Source organism: Hyunsoonleella pacifica, from assembly GCF_004310335.1.
Lineage (GTDB): Bacteria > Bacteroidota > Bacteroidia > Flavobacteriales > Flavobacteriaceae > Jejuia > Jejuia pacifica.
This window is the reverse complement of sequence record NZ_SIRS01000003.1, coordinates 508739-526733: the sequence shown is the minus strand read 5'-3', so window position 1 is coordinate 526733 and position 17995 is coordinate 508739. Positions and strand designations below refer to the sequence as shown.

Annotated in this window: 11 protein-coding genes; 4 read left to right on the top strand and 7 right to left on the bottom strand. The window is 33.5% G+C overall.

What is annotated here, in order from left to right:
- Window positions 1-20: 20 nt before the first annotated feature.
- Entirely contained in the window at window positions 21-1631 is a 1611-nt protein-coding gene (locus tag EYD46_RS08495) for a S8 family peptidase (protein WP_130936646.1), read from the bottom strand.
- Between the two features lie 24 nt (window positions 1632-1655).
- Window positions 1656-2516 (bottom strand): MBL fold metallo-hydrolase, encoded by an 861-nt coding sequence (locus tag EYD46_RS08490; protein WP_130936645.1) that lies wholly within the window; start codon window positions 2514-2516, stop codon window positions 1656-1658.
- Window positions 2517-2634: 118 nt separating this feature from the next.
- Here EYD46_RS08490 and EYD46_RS08485 point away from each other — a divergent pair, with 118 nt between their 5' ends.
- The 4 genes from EYD46_RS08485 (at window position 2635) to EYD46_RS08470 (ending at window position 8718) form a co-directional block, all read left to right on the top strand.
- The gene (locus tag EYD46_RS08485; RefSeq protein WP_130936644.1) at window positions 2635-3018 is read left to right on the top strand and encodes a hypothetical protein; all 384 of its coding nucleotides are present in this window, start codon (window positions 2635-2637) and stop codon (window positions 3016-3018) included.
- An 80-nt stretch (window positions 3019-3098) separates the two neighbouring features.
- Complete coding sequence (locus EYD46_RS08480) at window positions 3099-5438, top strand: TonB-dependent receptor (RefSeq protein WP_130936643.1); 2340 nt, start codon at window positions 3099-3101, stop codon at window positions 5436-5438.
- A 71-nt stretch (window positions 5439-5509) separates the two neighbouring features.
- Window positions 5510-6751, top strand: coding sequence for a PepSY-associated TM helix domain-containing protein (locus EYD46_RS08475; protein WP_130936642.1), 1242 nt, complete (start codon window positions 5510-5512; stop codon window positions 6749-6751).
- A 113-nt stretch (window positions 6752-6864) separates the two neighbouring features.
- Entirely contained in the window at window positions 6865-8718 is a 1854-nt protein-coding gene (locus EYD46_RS08470; protein WP_130936641.1) for a cation:proton antiporter, read from the top strand.
- Between the two features lie 69 nt (window positions 8719-8787).
- Here EYD46_RS08470 and EYD46_RS08465 read toward each other — a convergent pair whose 3' ends face one another.
- The 5 genes from EYD46_RS08465 to glgA all read right to left on the bottom strand — a co-directional run bounded on the left by EYD46_RS08465 (window position 8788) and on the right by glgA (window position 17924).
- Window positions 8788-11190 carry a glycoside hydrolase family 31 protein gene (locus tag EYD46_RS08465; protein WP_130936640.1) on the bottom strand — a complete coding sequence of 801 codons (2403 nt, stop codon included), beginning with the start codon at window positions 11188-11190 and terminating at the stop codon, window positions 8788-8790.
- Window positions 11191-11499: 309 nt separating this feature from the next.
- Window positions 11500-13410: a 1,4-alpha-glucan branching protein GlgB gene (gene glgB, locus EYD46_RS08460; RefSeq protein ID WP_130936639.1), complete on the bottom strand. Its 1911-nt coding sequence runs from the start codon at window positions 13408-13410 to the stop codon at window positions 11500-11502.
- Window positions 13411-13457: 47 nt separating this feature from the next.
- Window positions 13458-15398 (bottom strand): alpha-1,4-glucan--maltose-1-phosphate maltosyltransferase, encoded by a 1941-nt coding sequence (locus tag EYD46_RS08455; protein WP_130936638.1) that lies wholly within the window; start codon window positions 15396-15398, stop codon window positions 13458-13460.
- A gap of 34 nt (window positions 15399-15432) precedes the next feature.
- A complete protein-coding gene (locus EYD46_RS08450) occupies window positions 15433-16698 on the bottom strand; it encodes a glucose-1-phosphate adenylyltransferase (protein WP_130936637.1) in 1266 nt (421 codons plus the stop codon).
- Between the two features lie 23 nt (window positions 16699-16721).
- Window positions 16722-17924, bottom strand: coding sequence for a glycogen synthase (gene glgA, locus EYD46_RS08445; RefSeq protein WP_130936636.1), 1203 nt, complete (start codon window positions 17922-17924; stop codon window positions 16722-16724).
- Window positions 17925-17995: the final 71 nt, after the last annotated feature.

Sequence of the window (17995 nt, the reverse complement as noted above, 5' to 3'; positions counted from 1 at the left end):
ACTTAAATGGTTTTATAAATTTAGTTATTAGCTACTTTTGATGCCATAATTAAAGCATTATAAGCGTTCACAATTTTACCAGACTTAACAACATCAACAAAAGGTTTAATATTTCCAGAGTCACCACCAACAATAACTTTTGTTTTTATATCCAAACCAGAATCCATAATGATTTTCTTTACCTGTGCAGCAGATAAACTAGGGTAATAAGAGCGTATTAAGGCAGCTACACCAGCAACTGCAGGAGCAGCCATAGAAGTACCTCCTTTTGTATCATATTCATTTTCTGGCGTAGTAGAATATACTTCTGCGCCTGGTGCAAAAACATCAACATTTTTTATACCATAGTTGGAAAAACCAGCTAATAGTCCAGAGCCATATTTAGGAGCTAAAGCACCAACTCTTATATAAGTATCTGAAATTTCTTGTCCGTTTACATTATCATCTGGAAAGTTAGGTTCTACATCAACATTTTTACTATCATTTCCAGCAGCGTGTACAAAAACCACATCATTTTTAGAAGCGTAAGCAATAGCGTCTCTTACCCAATCACTATGTGGGGAAAAGCTTTTTCCAAAACTACCGTTTATTATAGAAGCCCCATTGTCAACAGCGTAACGAATAGCTAGCGCAACATCTTTATCGTATTCATCTCCGTTTGGTACAGTTCTAATACTCATAATCTCAACATTATTAGCTACACCATTTGCGCCTTTACCATTGTTGCGCTCTGCAGCTATAATACCTGCTACGTGTGTCCCATGACTCTCTGATTTTTTAACTGGTTTTACGTTGCCATTTCCATAGAATTTATTAGACATATTTTCAGGGTCATCTCCATTAACTCTACCTTTAAAATTTTTATTTAAGTTATAATTTAGGCGCTCATTAATGCTTTCTAGAGCTTCTGCAATTTCGCTTACAGCATCAGCCATAGAATCAACATCATTGCTATACATAAATTGAGCAACCTGTTTTGCTTGCATTAATGCTTGATCTTCTGTTTTTATTCCAGCAACTTCTTTTTGGGTATAGTCTTTTTTACCAAGATGCTTTGTTAACGCTTCATCAGCATTTTTAACTTGCTGGTATATTTGCTCATATTGTGTTTTACGCTCTGTCCATTTAGCATATTCCTTTTCGTATTCAGCTTTTGCTGATGCGTAGTCGGGATGGCTTGTATTTCCACTTGCTAAAATTCTAACATATTCTAATTGCTCATTATAACCTTCTCCTAGAAAGTTCCATCCATGAACGTCATCAATGTAGCCATTGTTATCATCATCTTTACCATTTCCTGGCTTTTCATCTTTATTGGTCCAAATATTTGCATCTAAATCTTCATGGTCAATATCAATCCCAGAATCTATTACAGCAACAATTACTTTTTTACCCTTTTTGTGTTTGATGATTTCAGTATAAGCTTTATCAACACTCATCCCAGGAATCGTATCCACTAATAAATCCAAATGCCCCCAGTTTTGTTTTTCTGCTTCAGTTAAATCAGAAACCTTTAACGGTATTGTATCAATATTTTCTTCCGGAGTTAATAGAATTGTTCCTGTACTTCCACACCCGTACACTAGTGTGGAAAATATTACGGCAAGCGTTAATTGTTTAATTACTTTCATTATATAATTTGAATTACTTTATTTTTAATTAAAAACTTCTGTGGCAGATAAAATATTTTCTAATCGCACACCCTTATCAGAATGCTTAACAGTTACAATTTCGTTATGCGCATCATGTTCTAAAAACAAATAAAAACTATTATCTGCTGCCATATTTAAAAACTTCTCTTTTTCATTTAAAGTTTGTAAAGGGCGCATATCGTAACCCATAACATAAGGTAAAGGTGTATGGCCAGCGGTTGGTAGTAAGTCTGCCATAAAACAAATAGTTTTGCCTTTATAATGTATTATAGGTATCATTTGTTTATCTGTATGTCCATCTGCAAAAAAAACATCAAAACCTAAATCAGAGTTTTGAAGTAAATCACTATCTGGTACATCAATAAATTTTAATCTGCCGCTTTGTTCAATAGGTAAAATATTTTCCTTTAAAAAAGAGGCTTTTTCTCGGGCGTTTGGATTCGTTGCCCATTCCCAATGATTCTTATTACTCCAAAAGTAAGCGTTTTTAAATGCAGATTCATAACCAGTTCTATCCTTATTCCATTGAATTGCACCACCACAATGATCAAAATGTAAATGTGTTAAAAACACATCGGTTATATCGTCTCTATGGAAGCCATGCTTCTTTAAAGAGGTGTCAATGCTATCATTACCCCACATGTAATAGTATCCAAAAAACTTCTCTGATTGTTTGTTTCCCATACCCGTGTCAATTAAAATGAGCTTATTACCATCTTCAATTAACAAACATCTTGCGCAAAGATCAATCATGTTTTTTTCATCAGCAGGATTGGTTCTGCTCCATAACGATTTTGGCACCACACCAAACATGGCACCTCCGTCTAACTTAAAATTTCCTGAATTTATGGGGTATAAAGTCATAGCGAACGAATTTACAAAATAAGACTAAAATCTTACATGATATTAAGAGTAAATTAAGACTAAAATAAAATCGATTAATTATACCTTTGCGTGCATAATAAAATTAGTGAGGTTTTAGTTGAAAACTCTTTTCTCTTACATATTACTATTTACTTTAGCTTTTAGACCATTGTATAATATAAGTTATGTGGCTTATTTTGAGCTTAATATTGACTATATTATTGAAACGTATTGTGTAAATAAAGAAAAACCTAGTTTGCAATGTAATGGTAAGTGTCATTTAGCTAATCAACTTTCTTTAGTATCAAATGTAGATACTAAAGAAGATGCATTAAGTTTTAACTCGTTTTATGAAGCTTTTATACCTGTTTACTTTCAAAAGTTGGAACTTAATTGTACTACTTACAACAACAATTATTTTATTTTAAATAATTGGAATTATACAAAAGCATTTAACTCCTTATATAAGGATAATTTAGACCCTCCTCCAAAAGTAGTTTAATACATTTTAAGATTACATATATGGTTCTTTTAGAGGTTTTCTATAAGCAACCTATAATACATTACATTAAAATTTATTAAATGAAACAAATAATAATGCTTGCTTTATTGTTAGCAAGTTTTTGTGCGTTTGCGCAAAAAAAATATATGGGAAAAGTTGTAGATCAAGACAGCATCCCCCTGGCCCAAGCAACCATACAATCAAAATATAATTTAAACAATGCTGTAGTTTCTGATGACAATGGAAACTTTTCAATTTTACTTAAAGAAAACACTACTGTGATAGTTCAGTTCATTGGTCATAAAACAGTAGAAAAATCACTTTCAGAAGGCTTGAATATTATAGTTTTAAGAGAAAGCGATGAGGTTTTAGACGAAGTAGTTATTTCTGCTAGTAGGGAATTACAAAAAAGAAAAGAAGTTCCTGCATCTATTTCTGTAATAACATCAAAGGACATTGAGGACACTAAGGCATTGGGTATCGATCAATTGGTAAATGATGTTCCTGGGGTAATTATGTCTACTTCTAGGGCAGCAGGTAACGAGCAACATTTTATGGCGGTACGTTCTCCTATATCAACAAGATCTTTGTTTTTGTATGTAGAAGATGGTTTACCTATTCGCCCAACAGCTGTATTTAACCATAATGCACTTTTAGAAATGAACGATGTAGCTTTTGATCGTGTAGAAGTGTTAAAAGGACCTGCATCAAGTATTTACGGAAGTGAAGCCATAGGTGGAAGCTTCAATTTTTTAACTAAAAACCCAACTAGAAATTTCACAGGAGGTTTTGGATATCAAACAAATGATATGGGGTTAACGCGTTATGATATTGAACTATCTCAATATGCTGGAGAAAATACAGGTTTATATCTTGGCGCACAGTATATTCAACGAGCAGATGGACCAGTAGAGCATAGTGATTATGAAAAGTTTGCTGTAACATTTAAGACAGTGAGTCATTTATCTTCAACTACAGATTGGACTAATGTTTTTGATATAATCGATTATAGGTCTGATATGTCAGGGTCTTTAAGTGAATCTGATTATTCAGGAGGAAATTATGAAAGCGATCAAACTTTTACAGAACGAGAAGCCTTGGCTTTTCGTTTTAGAAGTAGTTTGGAAAAGCGCTGGAATGTTAAAAATAAAACAACATTCAATTTTATTTTTAGAAAGAATGAGATGGCACAAAACCCATCATATCGAATTAGGCAGTTTAGAAATCAAGGTCAATTAACAGGCTTTGGTAGTGGTGAAATAAACAGTAATACATTTACAAGTTATGTGGGATTAATTCAACACAAAATAGATTTTGATTTTGCGAATTCATCTCTAATAGTAGGTGCTTCAGCCGATTTCTCTCCACAGCGTTATATCGCAGAAAGGTTGTCTGTTATTGTTGATACTGATAGTGGTAGAAATACAGATTTTACAATAAATTCTGGTGATTTTATATTAAACTATGATGCTGATATTTTTAATTACGCAGGTTATTTTCAATATGAAATAAATCCAATTAAAAAGCTAAAGTTAACAGTGGCGTTACGTTACGATGGTTTTAAATACGATTACAACAATCTAGTTGATGGTATTGCAGGACCAAGCGATTCTAAAAACACGTATGATAATATTTCTCCAAAATTTGGAGCTAACTTTAATATGAATAGAAACCTTGGGTTTTATGCTAACTATTCTAACGGATTTACTCCTCCACAAACATCAACACTATATAGAAATAGCTTTGTTGGTGTGGGAGAAGAAGTTTTTGATTTAAAACCAAGTAATTATGATAATTTCGAGGTTGGTACATATTTTAATATTCAAAATAAATTGAAAGTTGATGCCGCTATTTATGTATTAGAAGGTAAAGACACACTCATTACCTTAAGAGATGAAAATGATGAGTTTTTTAACGCTAATGCAGGAAAAACGAGGTCTTACGGAATAGAATATGGTATTACATACACACCGTTAAAAGAACTTACAATTAGTCATAACGGAAGTTTTGCTAAACATAGGTACATTGAGTTTTTTGATAGAGGGGTAGATTACTCTGATACTGATAGAGAAACGGCTCCAAAGCTTTTAGGCACATCAAGAATTATATACAAACCAAATAAAATTAAAGGCTTAACATTAAGTGCAACCCATGAATTAATTGGAAAATACAACACCAGTTTTGAGGGGCAAGTTGATAATGATGACGGCACTTTTAGCACGTCAACTTATGATGGTCATAATATTTTTAACGCGCTTGTCTCTTATAAGTTTAGTCATTTTGAAATTTGGGCACATGCACTTAATATTTTTAATGATTTGTATGCAGCTAGAGCGAGTTATAATAGGTTTAGGGGAGAGAATAGCTATACTATTGGTAACCCTAGAGCTTTTCATTTAGGGTTAAAATATAATTTTTAACTATAAATCAGAGGAAAGCCTTTTGGCTTTTCTCTGATCGTTAACATAAACAATTTCATTTACTGAAGAAAATGAAGCATAAAAAATTGAATCAGTGGTTGTGGAAATGGCATTTTATTGCAGGGCTTGTATCATTGCCATTTGTTATTTTACTAGCAATTACAGGAGGAGTCTACCTCTTTAAAGATAATTACGAAGCACCAAAACAAGAGCACATTAAGTATATAAATGATAATGGCAACCCCATATCATATCAAAAGCAATGGGAAATTGCTAAATCTTCTTCATCTAAACCATTAAATGCAATGGTAATTCCAGTAGAAAGAAACCAAGCAACAGAATTTGTATCTGGGAGATTTAGCCATAAAAAAAGCGTTTTTATAAACCCTAATACAGCTCAAATTTCTGGAAAAATCAGCCCGAAAGATTCAAACATGTATGTTGTAAGAAAGTTGCATGGAGAATTACTATTAGGTGGATTTGGCACTAAAATAGTTGAGTTAGTAGCCAGCTGGATGTTTGTATTAATTATTACAGGTATTTATGTGTTTTGGCCTAATAAAAAACAAGGTTTAAAAGCCTTTTTTTCAATTAGATACAAACAAGGAAAACGTATTCTTTTTAGAGATTTACATACTATTTTAGGGTTTTGGGTTTCTGTTTTATTATTGATGACTCTTGCAGGGGGAATGCCATGGACAGATGTATTTGGCGATGGTTTTAAATGGGTACAAAAAGTTACAAATACAGGATTTCCAAAAACATGGAGTGGGCGAGGCTTAGAATCTGAAATAAACGGAGAAGCAATTCCTTTAGATGAAATAGTAGCTCAAGCAAAAAAGATGGGTTTAAGCGGTAAGCTTAACATAGGCTTGCCTGTAAGCCCAAAAGGCGTATACATTGTTTACAACGAATCGTTTGATTTAGACACTCAAAAGCGTTTTTATTTTGATCAATATTCGGGTAAACAAATATTTAAACACGAATGGAAAGATGTTGGTATATTAATGCGAGGCCGCATGTGGTTTATGGCATTCCACCAAGGACAGTTTGGAATATGGAATTTTGTTGTTATGCTATTTGTGGCTATTTTGTTGGCCTTTGTTGCTATAGCAGCTTTGATTTCATACTTAAAGAGAAAGCCTACTGGAAAGTGGGGCACTCCAAAAGTTCCTGCTAAATTTAAAGTGGGTTATGGTGTGATTATAATCATAATATTACTTGGTATTATATTTCCTCTTTTTGGATTAAGCGTTTTACTTATTACTCTAATTGAGTTTTTTATAAAAAAGAATAAACTAAAACGAATATAAATTTTAGCCTTTTTAAAATATATAGTCAAAATTAATTTTGAGCCCAAAATATAAATACCATTAAAATCTGTTCATTTTACTTAAATTAGTGTTTTTAAATTAAAAATGCATATATGCTAGAACTAGCTGGTATTATTATTCTTGGAATTTTGGCGCAATGGGTAGCATGGAAGCTAAAAATTCCAGCAATTTTACCCTTAATTTTAATTGGTCTTTTGGTAGGACCTATAGCCTCTGAGTTTTTAAGTGAAGATGGGAGCAAATGGATAGAACCTGTTTGGAACGGAGAAAAGGGCTTATTTCCAGGAGAAGGACTATATTATTTTGTGTCTTTGGCTATTAGTATTATCCTTTTTGAAGGTGGGTTAACACTTAAACGATCTGAAATACGAAATGTTGGACCTGTAATCACAAAATTAATTACTCTTGGTTCTGCAATAACGTTTTTTGGTGCAGGTGCTTTAGCCTACTTTATTTTTAACTTAAGTTGGGAGCTATCCTTATTATTTTCTGCTCTAATTATAGTTACTGGACCAACAGTAATTACACCTATTCTTAGAAATATTCCTCTTAAAAAAGACATTTCTACTGTTTTAAAATGGGAAGGTATTTTAATAGATCCTATTGGTGCTTTAGTAGCGGTTTTAGTTTTTGAGTTTATTAGCGTAGGAGGAGATAGTGGTTTTACTAAAACAGCACTTATAGAGTTTGGAAAAATTTTGCTTTTTGGTACAACGTTTGGTTTTACGTTTGCCCATGCTTTGGCCTTTGCAGTAAATAAAAAATTAATTCCACATTATTTATTAAATGTTGTATCGTTATCTACAGTGCTTTTGGTTTTTGTAGAATCTGAAATATTTGCACACGAATCTGGCCTACTAGCAGTGGTAGTAATGGGTATGGTGTTAGGTAACGGAAAATTAGAAAGCATTAAAGAGCTTTTATATTTTAAAGAATCATTAAGTGTACTGCTTATTTCAATTTTATTTATCCTTCTAGCAGCCAATATCAATATAGAAGATATGCGCTTGCTTTACACATGGAAAACAGCAGCTTTATTTGGCTTAGTGGTGTTTTTAATAAGGCCATTAGCTGTTTTTGCAAGTACTCAAGGCTCTAAGCTAAAATTTAATGAAAAACTATTTATAAGTTGGGTAGGACCCCGCGGTATTGTTGCGGCAGGTATTGCTTCTTTATTTGGAAGTAAGCTTATAAAGCAGGGCGTTAATGGGGCTGAATATATTACCCCTTTAGTATTTATGATTGTTCTTGGAACGGTATTACTTAATGCAACCACAGCACGTTTTTTTGCTAAAATAGTTGGTGTGTTCCTTAAGCGCTCTGAAGGTATTTTAATAGTTGGAGCATCTCCGTTTGCCAGACTTATTGGTGACTATTTAGAAAATAATGGTAGGCATGTAGTGCTTATAGACAGTAACCAAACCAATATACAAATAGCACAAGAACAAGGCTTAGACGCCATTAATACTGATATTTATTCTGAAGAATTAAACAACAATATAGAGCTTAGTGATGTAGGGTTTTTAATGGCACTAACAGGTAGTAAAGACATAAACAATTACGCCATAAACCGTTTTAGAGACCAGTTTGGGGAGAGTGGTTACTTTAGATTGATTACTAGTGATGAAATTGATGATCCAGACAGTATACCAAAAGAAGCCTTATTTTCTCCAACAGATGATTTTAGCTCTTTAACCGAGGTGTCCCGAAAATTCCCAGAAATACATGAAACAGATATTAACAGCAGAGCGCATTATGAAGAACTCATAGAGATAACTAAAGCACAGGAAGATATGATACCTCTTCTTGTAAAAGATAAAAAAGGTATACTTGAAGTAATATCCTCACATAATAAAGCGATTGAGAACGTTGGTGAGGGTTACAAATTTGTGTATTTGGGCAAATCAATTGATAGTAAAACTGTTGCTGCTAAGGCTAAAAAATAAACAAAATACATTTTTTAATAAAAAAGCCTCCAATTGGGAGGCTTTTGTTTTTTAGTTCAAGATTATTGTTTACCCAACAATATGTAACTCGGTAAACTCCTTTTTAAGTGTTAATGTATTGTCTCCATTTATTTTTAAATCCTTTAATGGAATATCTTCATTATCCACTTGAACTTTTTTAATCTTAAATGGTACACCGTGTAAGTTCAATTTAAAGGTTTTGTAGGTGGTCATGAATTTACCAGTTTTATGTTGTTGGATAATCAGTTCTTTCTTTTTTCCAAGTAACCTGAAGCTACGTAAGCTATATCTGCCTTTTATGTAATCGTAACCATCGTTAGCATCCTCATAAACCATAGATTCTTCTTTACCTTCTGTGTAGTAAACATCTAATAAAAGTTCATCAATAGTTTTTTCTCCAACATATTGTTGTATCGGGTATTTTGGAATAATAGCTCCTTCTTTTACAAAAATTGGCATACTATCTAAGTCTGCATCTACCCAAACTTCTTGACCTCCAGAAACTACCTCATCAGTCCAGAAATTATACCATTTACCTCTTGGTATATACATACGTCTTCCTTTTTGGTTAGGACCGTTAACTGGACATACTAAAATCTTTTCTCCAAATACAAACTCATCATTCCTGTAATGTGTTTGTGGGTCTTCTTGATCGTAAAGTACTAGCGATTTTAAAATAGGTATACCTTCTTCAGCATATCGCCAGAACGCAGTATATAGATAAGGTAATAATTGATAACGTATTTCAATAAACTTCCTAACCACATTGGTAATAGTATCTCCAAAAGCCCAAGGTTCTTGATCTCCATGGTCTCCAGAGGAATGTGTTCTACAGAATGGATGGAAAATACCTAATTGAATCCAACGCGCATACAGCTCTCCATTAGGTTGTTCAGCAAATCCACCAATATCAGATCCTACGAATGAGAATCCAGACATTGCCATGCGTTGTGCTTGTAAGTTTGCTATATTTAAATGATCCCAAGTGGCTATATTGTCTCCTGTCCAGCTTGAGGTATAACGTTGTGTTCCTGAATACGCAGCTCTAGTAATTACAAATGGGCGTTTAGGATATGAGAACTTTTTCAAACCCTGATACGTAGCACGTGCCATTTGCATACCGTAAACATTGTGTGCTTTTCTATGGCTACAGGGGTTGCCGTCATAATCATGTCTTACATCGTTAGGAAATGTTTTTCCAGGAACATCCATTACAGCAGGCTCATTCATGTCATTCCATACACCTTTTACGCCTATATCTTCGATAAGTTCCTTAAACAAATCTGACCACCATTCTCTTACTTCTGGTTTTGTGAAATCAGGGAAATAACACTCACCAGGCCATACTTTTCCTTTCATGTAAGGACCATCAGCACGCTTACAGAAATAATCGTTTTCTAACCCTTCTTTAAACACTGAGTAATCCATATCTATTTTAATCCCAGGATCTATAATCACAATAGTTTTAAAACCATCGTCAGCCAGTTCTTTTACCATGCGTTTAGGATCTGGAAAATATTCCTTACTCCAAGTAAAACATCTAAAGCCTTCCATGTAATCGATGTCTAAGTATATGGCATCACATGGAATTTGTAATTCCCTAAACTTTGCAGTAATTTCTTTTACATTAGATTCTGGATAGTAACTCCATTTACATTGATGATAACCCAAAGCCCATAAAGCAGGCATTTCATGGGGTTTTCCTGTTAAATCTGTATAGTTAGCAACAACTTCAGACATTTCTGGACCGTAAATGAAATAGTAATTCATTTCTCCTCCATGAGCCCAAAAACTTGTAATATTCCTGCGTTCATGACAGAAATCAAAAAATGTTCTAAACGTATTATCGAAAAATATGCCGTAAGCTTTTGTGTGATGTAACGCCGTGTAAAAAGGAATTGCTTTGTATATAGGGTCTGTTTCTCTACCGTAAGCATAAGAATCTGTTACCCAGTTTTCAAACCGTTTTCCTTTAAGGTTGTTATCTACGGGTTTATCTCCTAAACCATAAAAGCTTTCTCCTGGTTGTGATGTTTTAGACATTTTTACTACATCGCCACCAAACTCATAACTTTCTTCCCAATGGAAACCAAGCTCGTCTTCACAAATTAAAGTATTGTCTTTTGCATCAAAAATTGAGGCTCTAAGGTCTGTTTTTGAAATTTTACAAATTAATTTTGAAGTTGTAATGATATAACTATCGTCATCTTCTGTAACCTCTAGATGGTTATAACCTCTACTCGCGTATTTTGTAATAGCGTAAGAGAAATCATTTTCGAAGATTCCAGTAGTAGTAAATCGAAATCGTAAAATACTGTCACGTCGTACAGTAACTTCTAAAACAACACCATTATCAGCAGTAAATGAGAGAACATTAAGGTTTTTTTCGTATTTGACTATTTTGGAAGGAAACAAGTTTCCTTTATATTCTAATTCAGTATTTAATATCATGTGATTGGTATTAAAATTAATCAACGAAAGTACTAAATTTTAGGTGTTTACGAAGTTTCTTTTCAGTAAAAAAATCATTAAAAAAGGCAACAAAACCTAAATAAATAGATAAAAATTTAGAGAATTATTAATTGTGGGTGAAACGCATATATTTTTATGCGATAAATTAGGTAAACAAGAGACTAAATAGATAGAAGTTTTTTAGAAAAAAAAGAAAATTAAAAGCGTAACCGCCTTTTTGTGAGAATAATCAACAAAACTTAGTTATAATTTCTGTTTATGGTATAACTAAGTTTTGTTTTAAAAATATTAAACTTTAAATTTAAAAACAGTTATTGCTAGTGGCGGTAAAGTAATTTCTGCAGAATAAGGCTTACCATTCCACTCCGTTTTTTTAATAGTAATTTGTTTTGTATTAACAACACCACTACCTCCAAATGCTTTGGCATCACTGTTAAAAATTTCCTTAAGCTTTCCTTTAGAGTTAACACCAATCTTATAGTTTTTATGAACCGATGGCGTTAAGTTACAGACTACAGCTACATTTTCATCGTTATTATAACCCTTTCGGATATAAGATATCACACAATTTTCGTGATCGTCATAGCTTATCCATTCAAAACCTTCATGATCAAACCCTTTTTCATATAGTGCAGGTGTAGATTTATACAACCCGTTTAAATGTTTAAAATAGTTTTGTAAATCTTGATGGGGTTTAAACTCTAATAAATTCCAATCTAAGCTACCTTGAAAATCCCATTCGTTGTACTGTCCAAACTCTCCACCCATAAATAGTAATTTGGTTCCTGGGTGGGTAAACATATAACCGTATAGCAATCTTAAGTTTGCAAAACGCTGCCACTCATCTCCTGGCATTCTACCTAAAATAGAATTTTTGCCGTAAACCACTTCATCATGAGATAAGGGCAACATAAAGTTCTCTGTAAATGCGTAAGCTAAACTGAAGGTTATCTCGTTATGATGGTATTTTCTGTATACAGGGTCTTTCTTAAAATATTCTAAAGTATCGTGCATCCACCCCATCATCCACTTCATCCCAAAACCTAAGCCTCCTGAAAATGTTGGTTTAGACACCATTGGAAATGCAGTAGATTCTTCTGCAATGGTTTGCACACCTGGGAAAGATGCGTATACTTCTTCATTTAATTGTTTTAAGAAGTCTATAACAGCTAGGTTTTCACGTCCGCCATAAATATTAGGTTCCCATTCACCATCTTCTCTGGAATAGTCTAAAAACAGCATTGAAGCTACTGCATCAACACGCAATCCGTCAGCATGGTATTGGTCTAACCAAAAAATGGCATTACTTATCAAAAATGAACGCACTTCATTACGTTCGTAATTAAAAATTAAGCTTTTCCAATCTTGATGATATCCTTTTCGTCTATCAGGATGTTCATATAAGTGGGTGCCATCAAAAAAGCCTAAGCCATGAGCATCTTCTGGGAAGTGCGATGGTACCCAATCGAGTATTATCCCTATATCGTTTTGGTGTAGTTTATCCACTAAATATTTAAATTCTTCTGGATAACCATAGCGTGATGTGGGAGCAAAATATCCTGTTATTTGATACCCCCAAGACGGATCGTAAGGGTACTCCATTATAGGCATTAATTCTACATGTGTAAAATTCATTTCTTTAACATAGCTTACCAGCTCATCGGCAAGTTCAAAATAAGACATGAATCTGTTTTCTTCCACATTCTTTTTCCAAGAGCCTAAGTGCACTTCATAAACAGAGTAAGGCGCATCTGTAGCATTGTTTTTTTTACGCTTTTTCATCCATTTATTATCCTTCCACTTATAGGTATCATCCCAAACAATGGATGCTGTTTTAGGAGGGTGTTCACTGCGTCTTGCATAAGGATCTGCCTTTTCAGTCTTTACATCATTATGATGGCTCTGAATTTTATATTTGTAAATAGCACCTTTACCTACCATTGGTATAAACCCTTCCCAAATACCACTAGAATCCCAACGCACATTTAGTTGATGTTCGCCTTCCATCCAATAGTTAAAATCTCCAATTACAGAAACTTGTTTTGCGCTTGGAGCCCAAACAGCAAAGTATGTTCCTTCAATTCCATCAACGGTAACAATATGCGAACCAAATTTTTCATAAAGCCTGAAATGTTTTCCTGCTTTAAATAAGTTGATATCGAATTCTGTAAATAAACTATGCGGTTTAACGTGTGCCATGTTTTGATTGGTTGTTTATAATAGTTTTATAGGTGTTTCTATTTACGCTATTTATTAATTTGAAATATGTGAAAAGGTAATGCCGGATGCAGTTCCACAAAATTCCATTCGTTATGCCAATTGTAACGATTATCTGTAATTAAATCATGCATTTCCATAAGATGTCCTTCATGAACGCCAAGTTCATATAGAGGCATTTGTATAGTGCCTTGTTGAGAATTATGATGATCTAAACTTATAACAACTAGGATATGATTTGTTTTAGCTTCATTCCACTTGTAAAAGGCTATTAAATTATCATTTTCAACATAACAGAATTTGATATTATTGGTTTGTTGAAGTGCTTCATTATGATGCCTTACGAAATTTATTTTTGCAATAACAGTGGTTAATTTATTTTGAATTGTCCAATCGTAATGTGTTATTTGAAATTTTTCAGAGTTTAAATACTCTTCTTTTCCAAGTAAGGAGTCTGATAACATATATTCGAATACAGGTCCATAAATACCAATGCAAGAACTTAGTGTGGCCGCTAGGGCATAGCGTTGCATGTGTTTAGAGTCTCCGGTACCTTGTAGATGAAATGGATTAATATCTGGTGTGTTAGGCCAGAAATTAGGTTGCATATATTCTTTAAGTTCTGTTTTTGTTAACTCTTCAACATAATCAATGAGTTCATGTTTATTATTTCGCCATGTAAAGTATGTATAAGATTGCGTGTAACCCTGTTTAGCTAATTGTTGCATCACTTTAGGCGCAGTAAAGGCTTCTGCTAAGAAAATAACATTAGGGTGTTTTTCTTTTACTTTGGTAATTATCCAATTCCAGAAATAAAAGGGTTTGGTGTGTGGGTTATCTACTCTAAAAATTTCTATACCGCAATCTATCCAATGTAGTAGAATATCTAAACACTCTTGCCATAGCGCTTCATATTCTTCACTTTCCCAATAAATAGGTAAAATATCTTGGTATTTTTTCGGCGGGTTTTCGGCATATTGCACCGTTCCGTCAGGACGCCATTTAAACCATTTTGGGTGTGCTTTTACCCATGGGTGATCTGGAGCTGCTTGTAAAGCATAGTCCATGGCAATTTCTAAACCTTGCTCTTTTGCCTTTTTTACTAAAGCTTTAAAGTCTTCTAAGTTTCCTAATTGCGGATGTATGGCTTTATGTCCACCATACTTGGAACCAACGCCCCAAGTAGAGCCTACATCTCCTTCTTTAGCTTCAGTAGTATTGTTTTTGCCTTTTCTGTTTACTTCTCCAATGGGATGTATAGGAGGCAGGTATACTACATCGAATCCCATATTTTTAATACGAGGTAAAAGGCGTTCACAATCCTTAAAGGTTCCATGTACTCCTTCTTTTTCTGAAGCAGATCTTGGAAAGAACTCATACCATGTACTGAACCTTGCTTTTTTTCGATCAACATAAATTTGGAAATCTGTAGAGGTGTTTTCCAAAAGTTTGATGGGGTTATTATAGAATATTTGATAAAGCCTTTCTGAGGTTGCTTCTTTTACGGCTTCATCATATTTACTTTCATCTTTAAATAGGTTTTGTAAATGTTCGAGATAAGCTTTATCTACTTTTGATGACACTTTTTTTATAACGGCTTCAATATAATCTGCGCCTTCTAAAAGTTCTGAAATCACATATTGACCATCATCAATTTTTCTAATAATACCATGCCTCCAGTTTAAAGTATAATCTACCCAAGCTTCAACTTTATAAGTGTAATATCCTTGCTTTTCAACAAAAAATGATGCTTGCCACTCATTGTTAAAATCGAGAGACATACGGGCTTCATTCCATTTTTTTCCATTTTCATGTTTATAGCATACTGATGCTCCCAAAACATCATGACCATCTGCAAGAATATGTGCTCTTACATTTACAACTTCATTAACAATTCGTTTTATATAAAATTCTCCGCCATTTACACTTGGAGAAACATAATCAACAACTACACGTCTTTGATTTTTCATGTGTTTTTTAATAAGAAAAAATAAAAGTTAAGATTTATATAACGGTTCCTTTAGGTATAACAGCACCTTTTTTAATGACTACAATGCCTTGTTTTACCATATAAGTGTCGGTTTCAATCTCCTCTAAGTGAGAACCTCCATTAATTCTAACATCATCTCCGATACGGCAATTTTTATCAATTATGGTATTTTTTATAAAACAGCGCTCGCCAATACCCATTAAAATTTCAATTTTATCTCGATCTATTTCAATTAGGTTTTCATAAGTATCACAACCCATCATATAGGTGTTTATTACGGTAGATTCGTCTCCTATTCTAGACCTTATACCAATTACAGAGTTCTCAATTTTTGCAGCACTAATAATACATCCTTCGGCTATTACAGATTTTTCTACCATAGTTCCTGCCAACTTTGTTGTAGGTAGCATTCTTGCTCTGGTGTAAATTCTCTTCTTTCTATCGTATAAATCAAATTCAGGTAAGTCTTTTGTAAGTCCAATATTAGCTTCAAAGAAAGAATCTATATTTCCAATATCTGTCCAATATCCTTCATATTGATAACTTAATGTTTTGTGCTTTTCAATTGCATTAGGAATAATTTCTTTCCCAAAATCGTTGGTATCAGGATTCTCCATTAACTTAGTTAATAAGTCTCTGTTAAAAATATAGATGCCCATTGAAGCTAAATAATTACGTCCTTGACTTTTCATGTCTTTACTAACTTCAGAAGTCCAGTCTGGTAGTAAATCAGATGCTGGTTTTTCTATGAATGAAGTAATTATGTTTTGATCATCTGACTTTAAAATACCAAATTCTGTAGCATCTTTTGCTGTTACAGGGATAGTAGCGATAGATATTTCAGCACCGCTTTCTTCATGTGCATTAATCATCTCTTCATAATCCATCTGGTATAGTTGGTCGCCTGATAGTATTAAAAAATACTCAAAGTCATGTCTTAAAAAGTGATGCATACTTTGTCTAACCGCATCGGCTGTACCTTGAAACCACGTTTTATTTTGTGGGGTTTGTTCTGCTGCTAAAACATCAACAAAAGCACTACTAAAAAAACTAAAATGGTATGTATTTTTGATATGGCGGTTTAATGAGGCAGAGTTAAACTGCGTTAATACATACATGCGTTTAATATCCGCATTAATACAGTTTGAAATAGGAATATCTACTAAGCGATACTTTCCAGCGATAGGTACTGCGGGTTTAGATCTATCTTTAGTTAAAGGGTATAGTCTTGACCCTTGTCCGCCCCCTAAAATGATGGATAATACTTTGTTATTTATCATATCTAGTTATTTTAGTTTTGTTGTTAAATTAAAGATTTATATAAATCTTCTACCTGTTTTGCTATAGCTACCCAATCGAAATAATCTTCTACACGCTTTCTTCCTTTTTTTGCCATAGCTTCTCTCAAGTCTTTATCGTCAATAACTTTATTAATACCATTTGCTAAGTCTCTGGCAAATTTATCAGGATTAATAGGCTCAAAAGGAGCTTCTGTTTGCTGTTCTAAAGGCACTAAAATACCAGTTTCGCCATCTACAACAACTTCTTTAATACCACCAACGGCACTAGCAACTACGGCTGTATTACATGCCATAGCCTCTATATTTATAATGCCAAAAGGTTCATAAATTGATGGACAACAAAACACATCAGCATGGGAATACAACTGAATTATTTCTGGTTTGGTAACCATTTTATCAATCCAAATTACATTGCTTCTATTTTTTTTAACGGCATTAACAGCATCCTCCATTTCTTTACCAATCTCTTTTGTATCAGGAGCACCTGCACATAGTACTATTTGCGTATTAGGATCAATATATTTAATGGCATTAACTAAGTGAATAATACCTTTTTGCCTCGTAATTCTACCAACAAAAAGAACATAAGGTTTTGTTTTATCTATTCCATACTCATCTAGTGTTGAGGTTTTTGATGTTTGCACATACTGCTGTAGGTTAATCCCATTATAAATCACTTTAACTTTATTTTCATCAACGTTAAAATGTTTTATGACATCTTCTTTAGTTTCTTCGGAAACGGCAATTAAAGCATCAGCCATTTCAATAGCTGTTTTTTCAACCCAAGAAGAAGCATCGTAACCTCTACCTAATTGTTCACGTTTCCAAGGGCGTAAAGGTTCTAGAGAATGCGTTGTTATCACTAATGGTGTACCGTAACACAATTTTGAAACAATACCTGCAAAATGTGCATACCAAGTATGACAATGTACAACATCGGCATCTATGGCATCAGCATTCATGTGTAATCCTGTTGCTAATGTTTTAAAAACAGATTTTAATTTGTCATCAGAACTTTTAAAAACCCCATCTTCAAAAGGAAAACCTTTTACACTTAAATTACCTTCTTTGGAATTTTGATCACCAAAGCACCTTACATCTAAATCCATGAGTTTTGATAACTCATCGGCTAAATATTCAACATGTACTCCGGCACCACCATAAACATAAGGTGGAAATTCTCTGGTATAAAAAAGTGCTTTCATATAAATATAATTGTCAATTTTTAGTAAAAATTTACTTCAAAAAAACGACTTTAGTAAACACCTTACTTGTC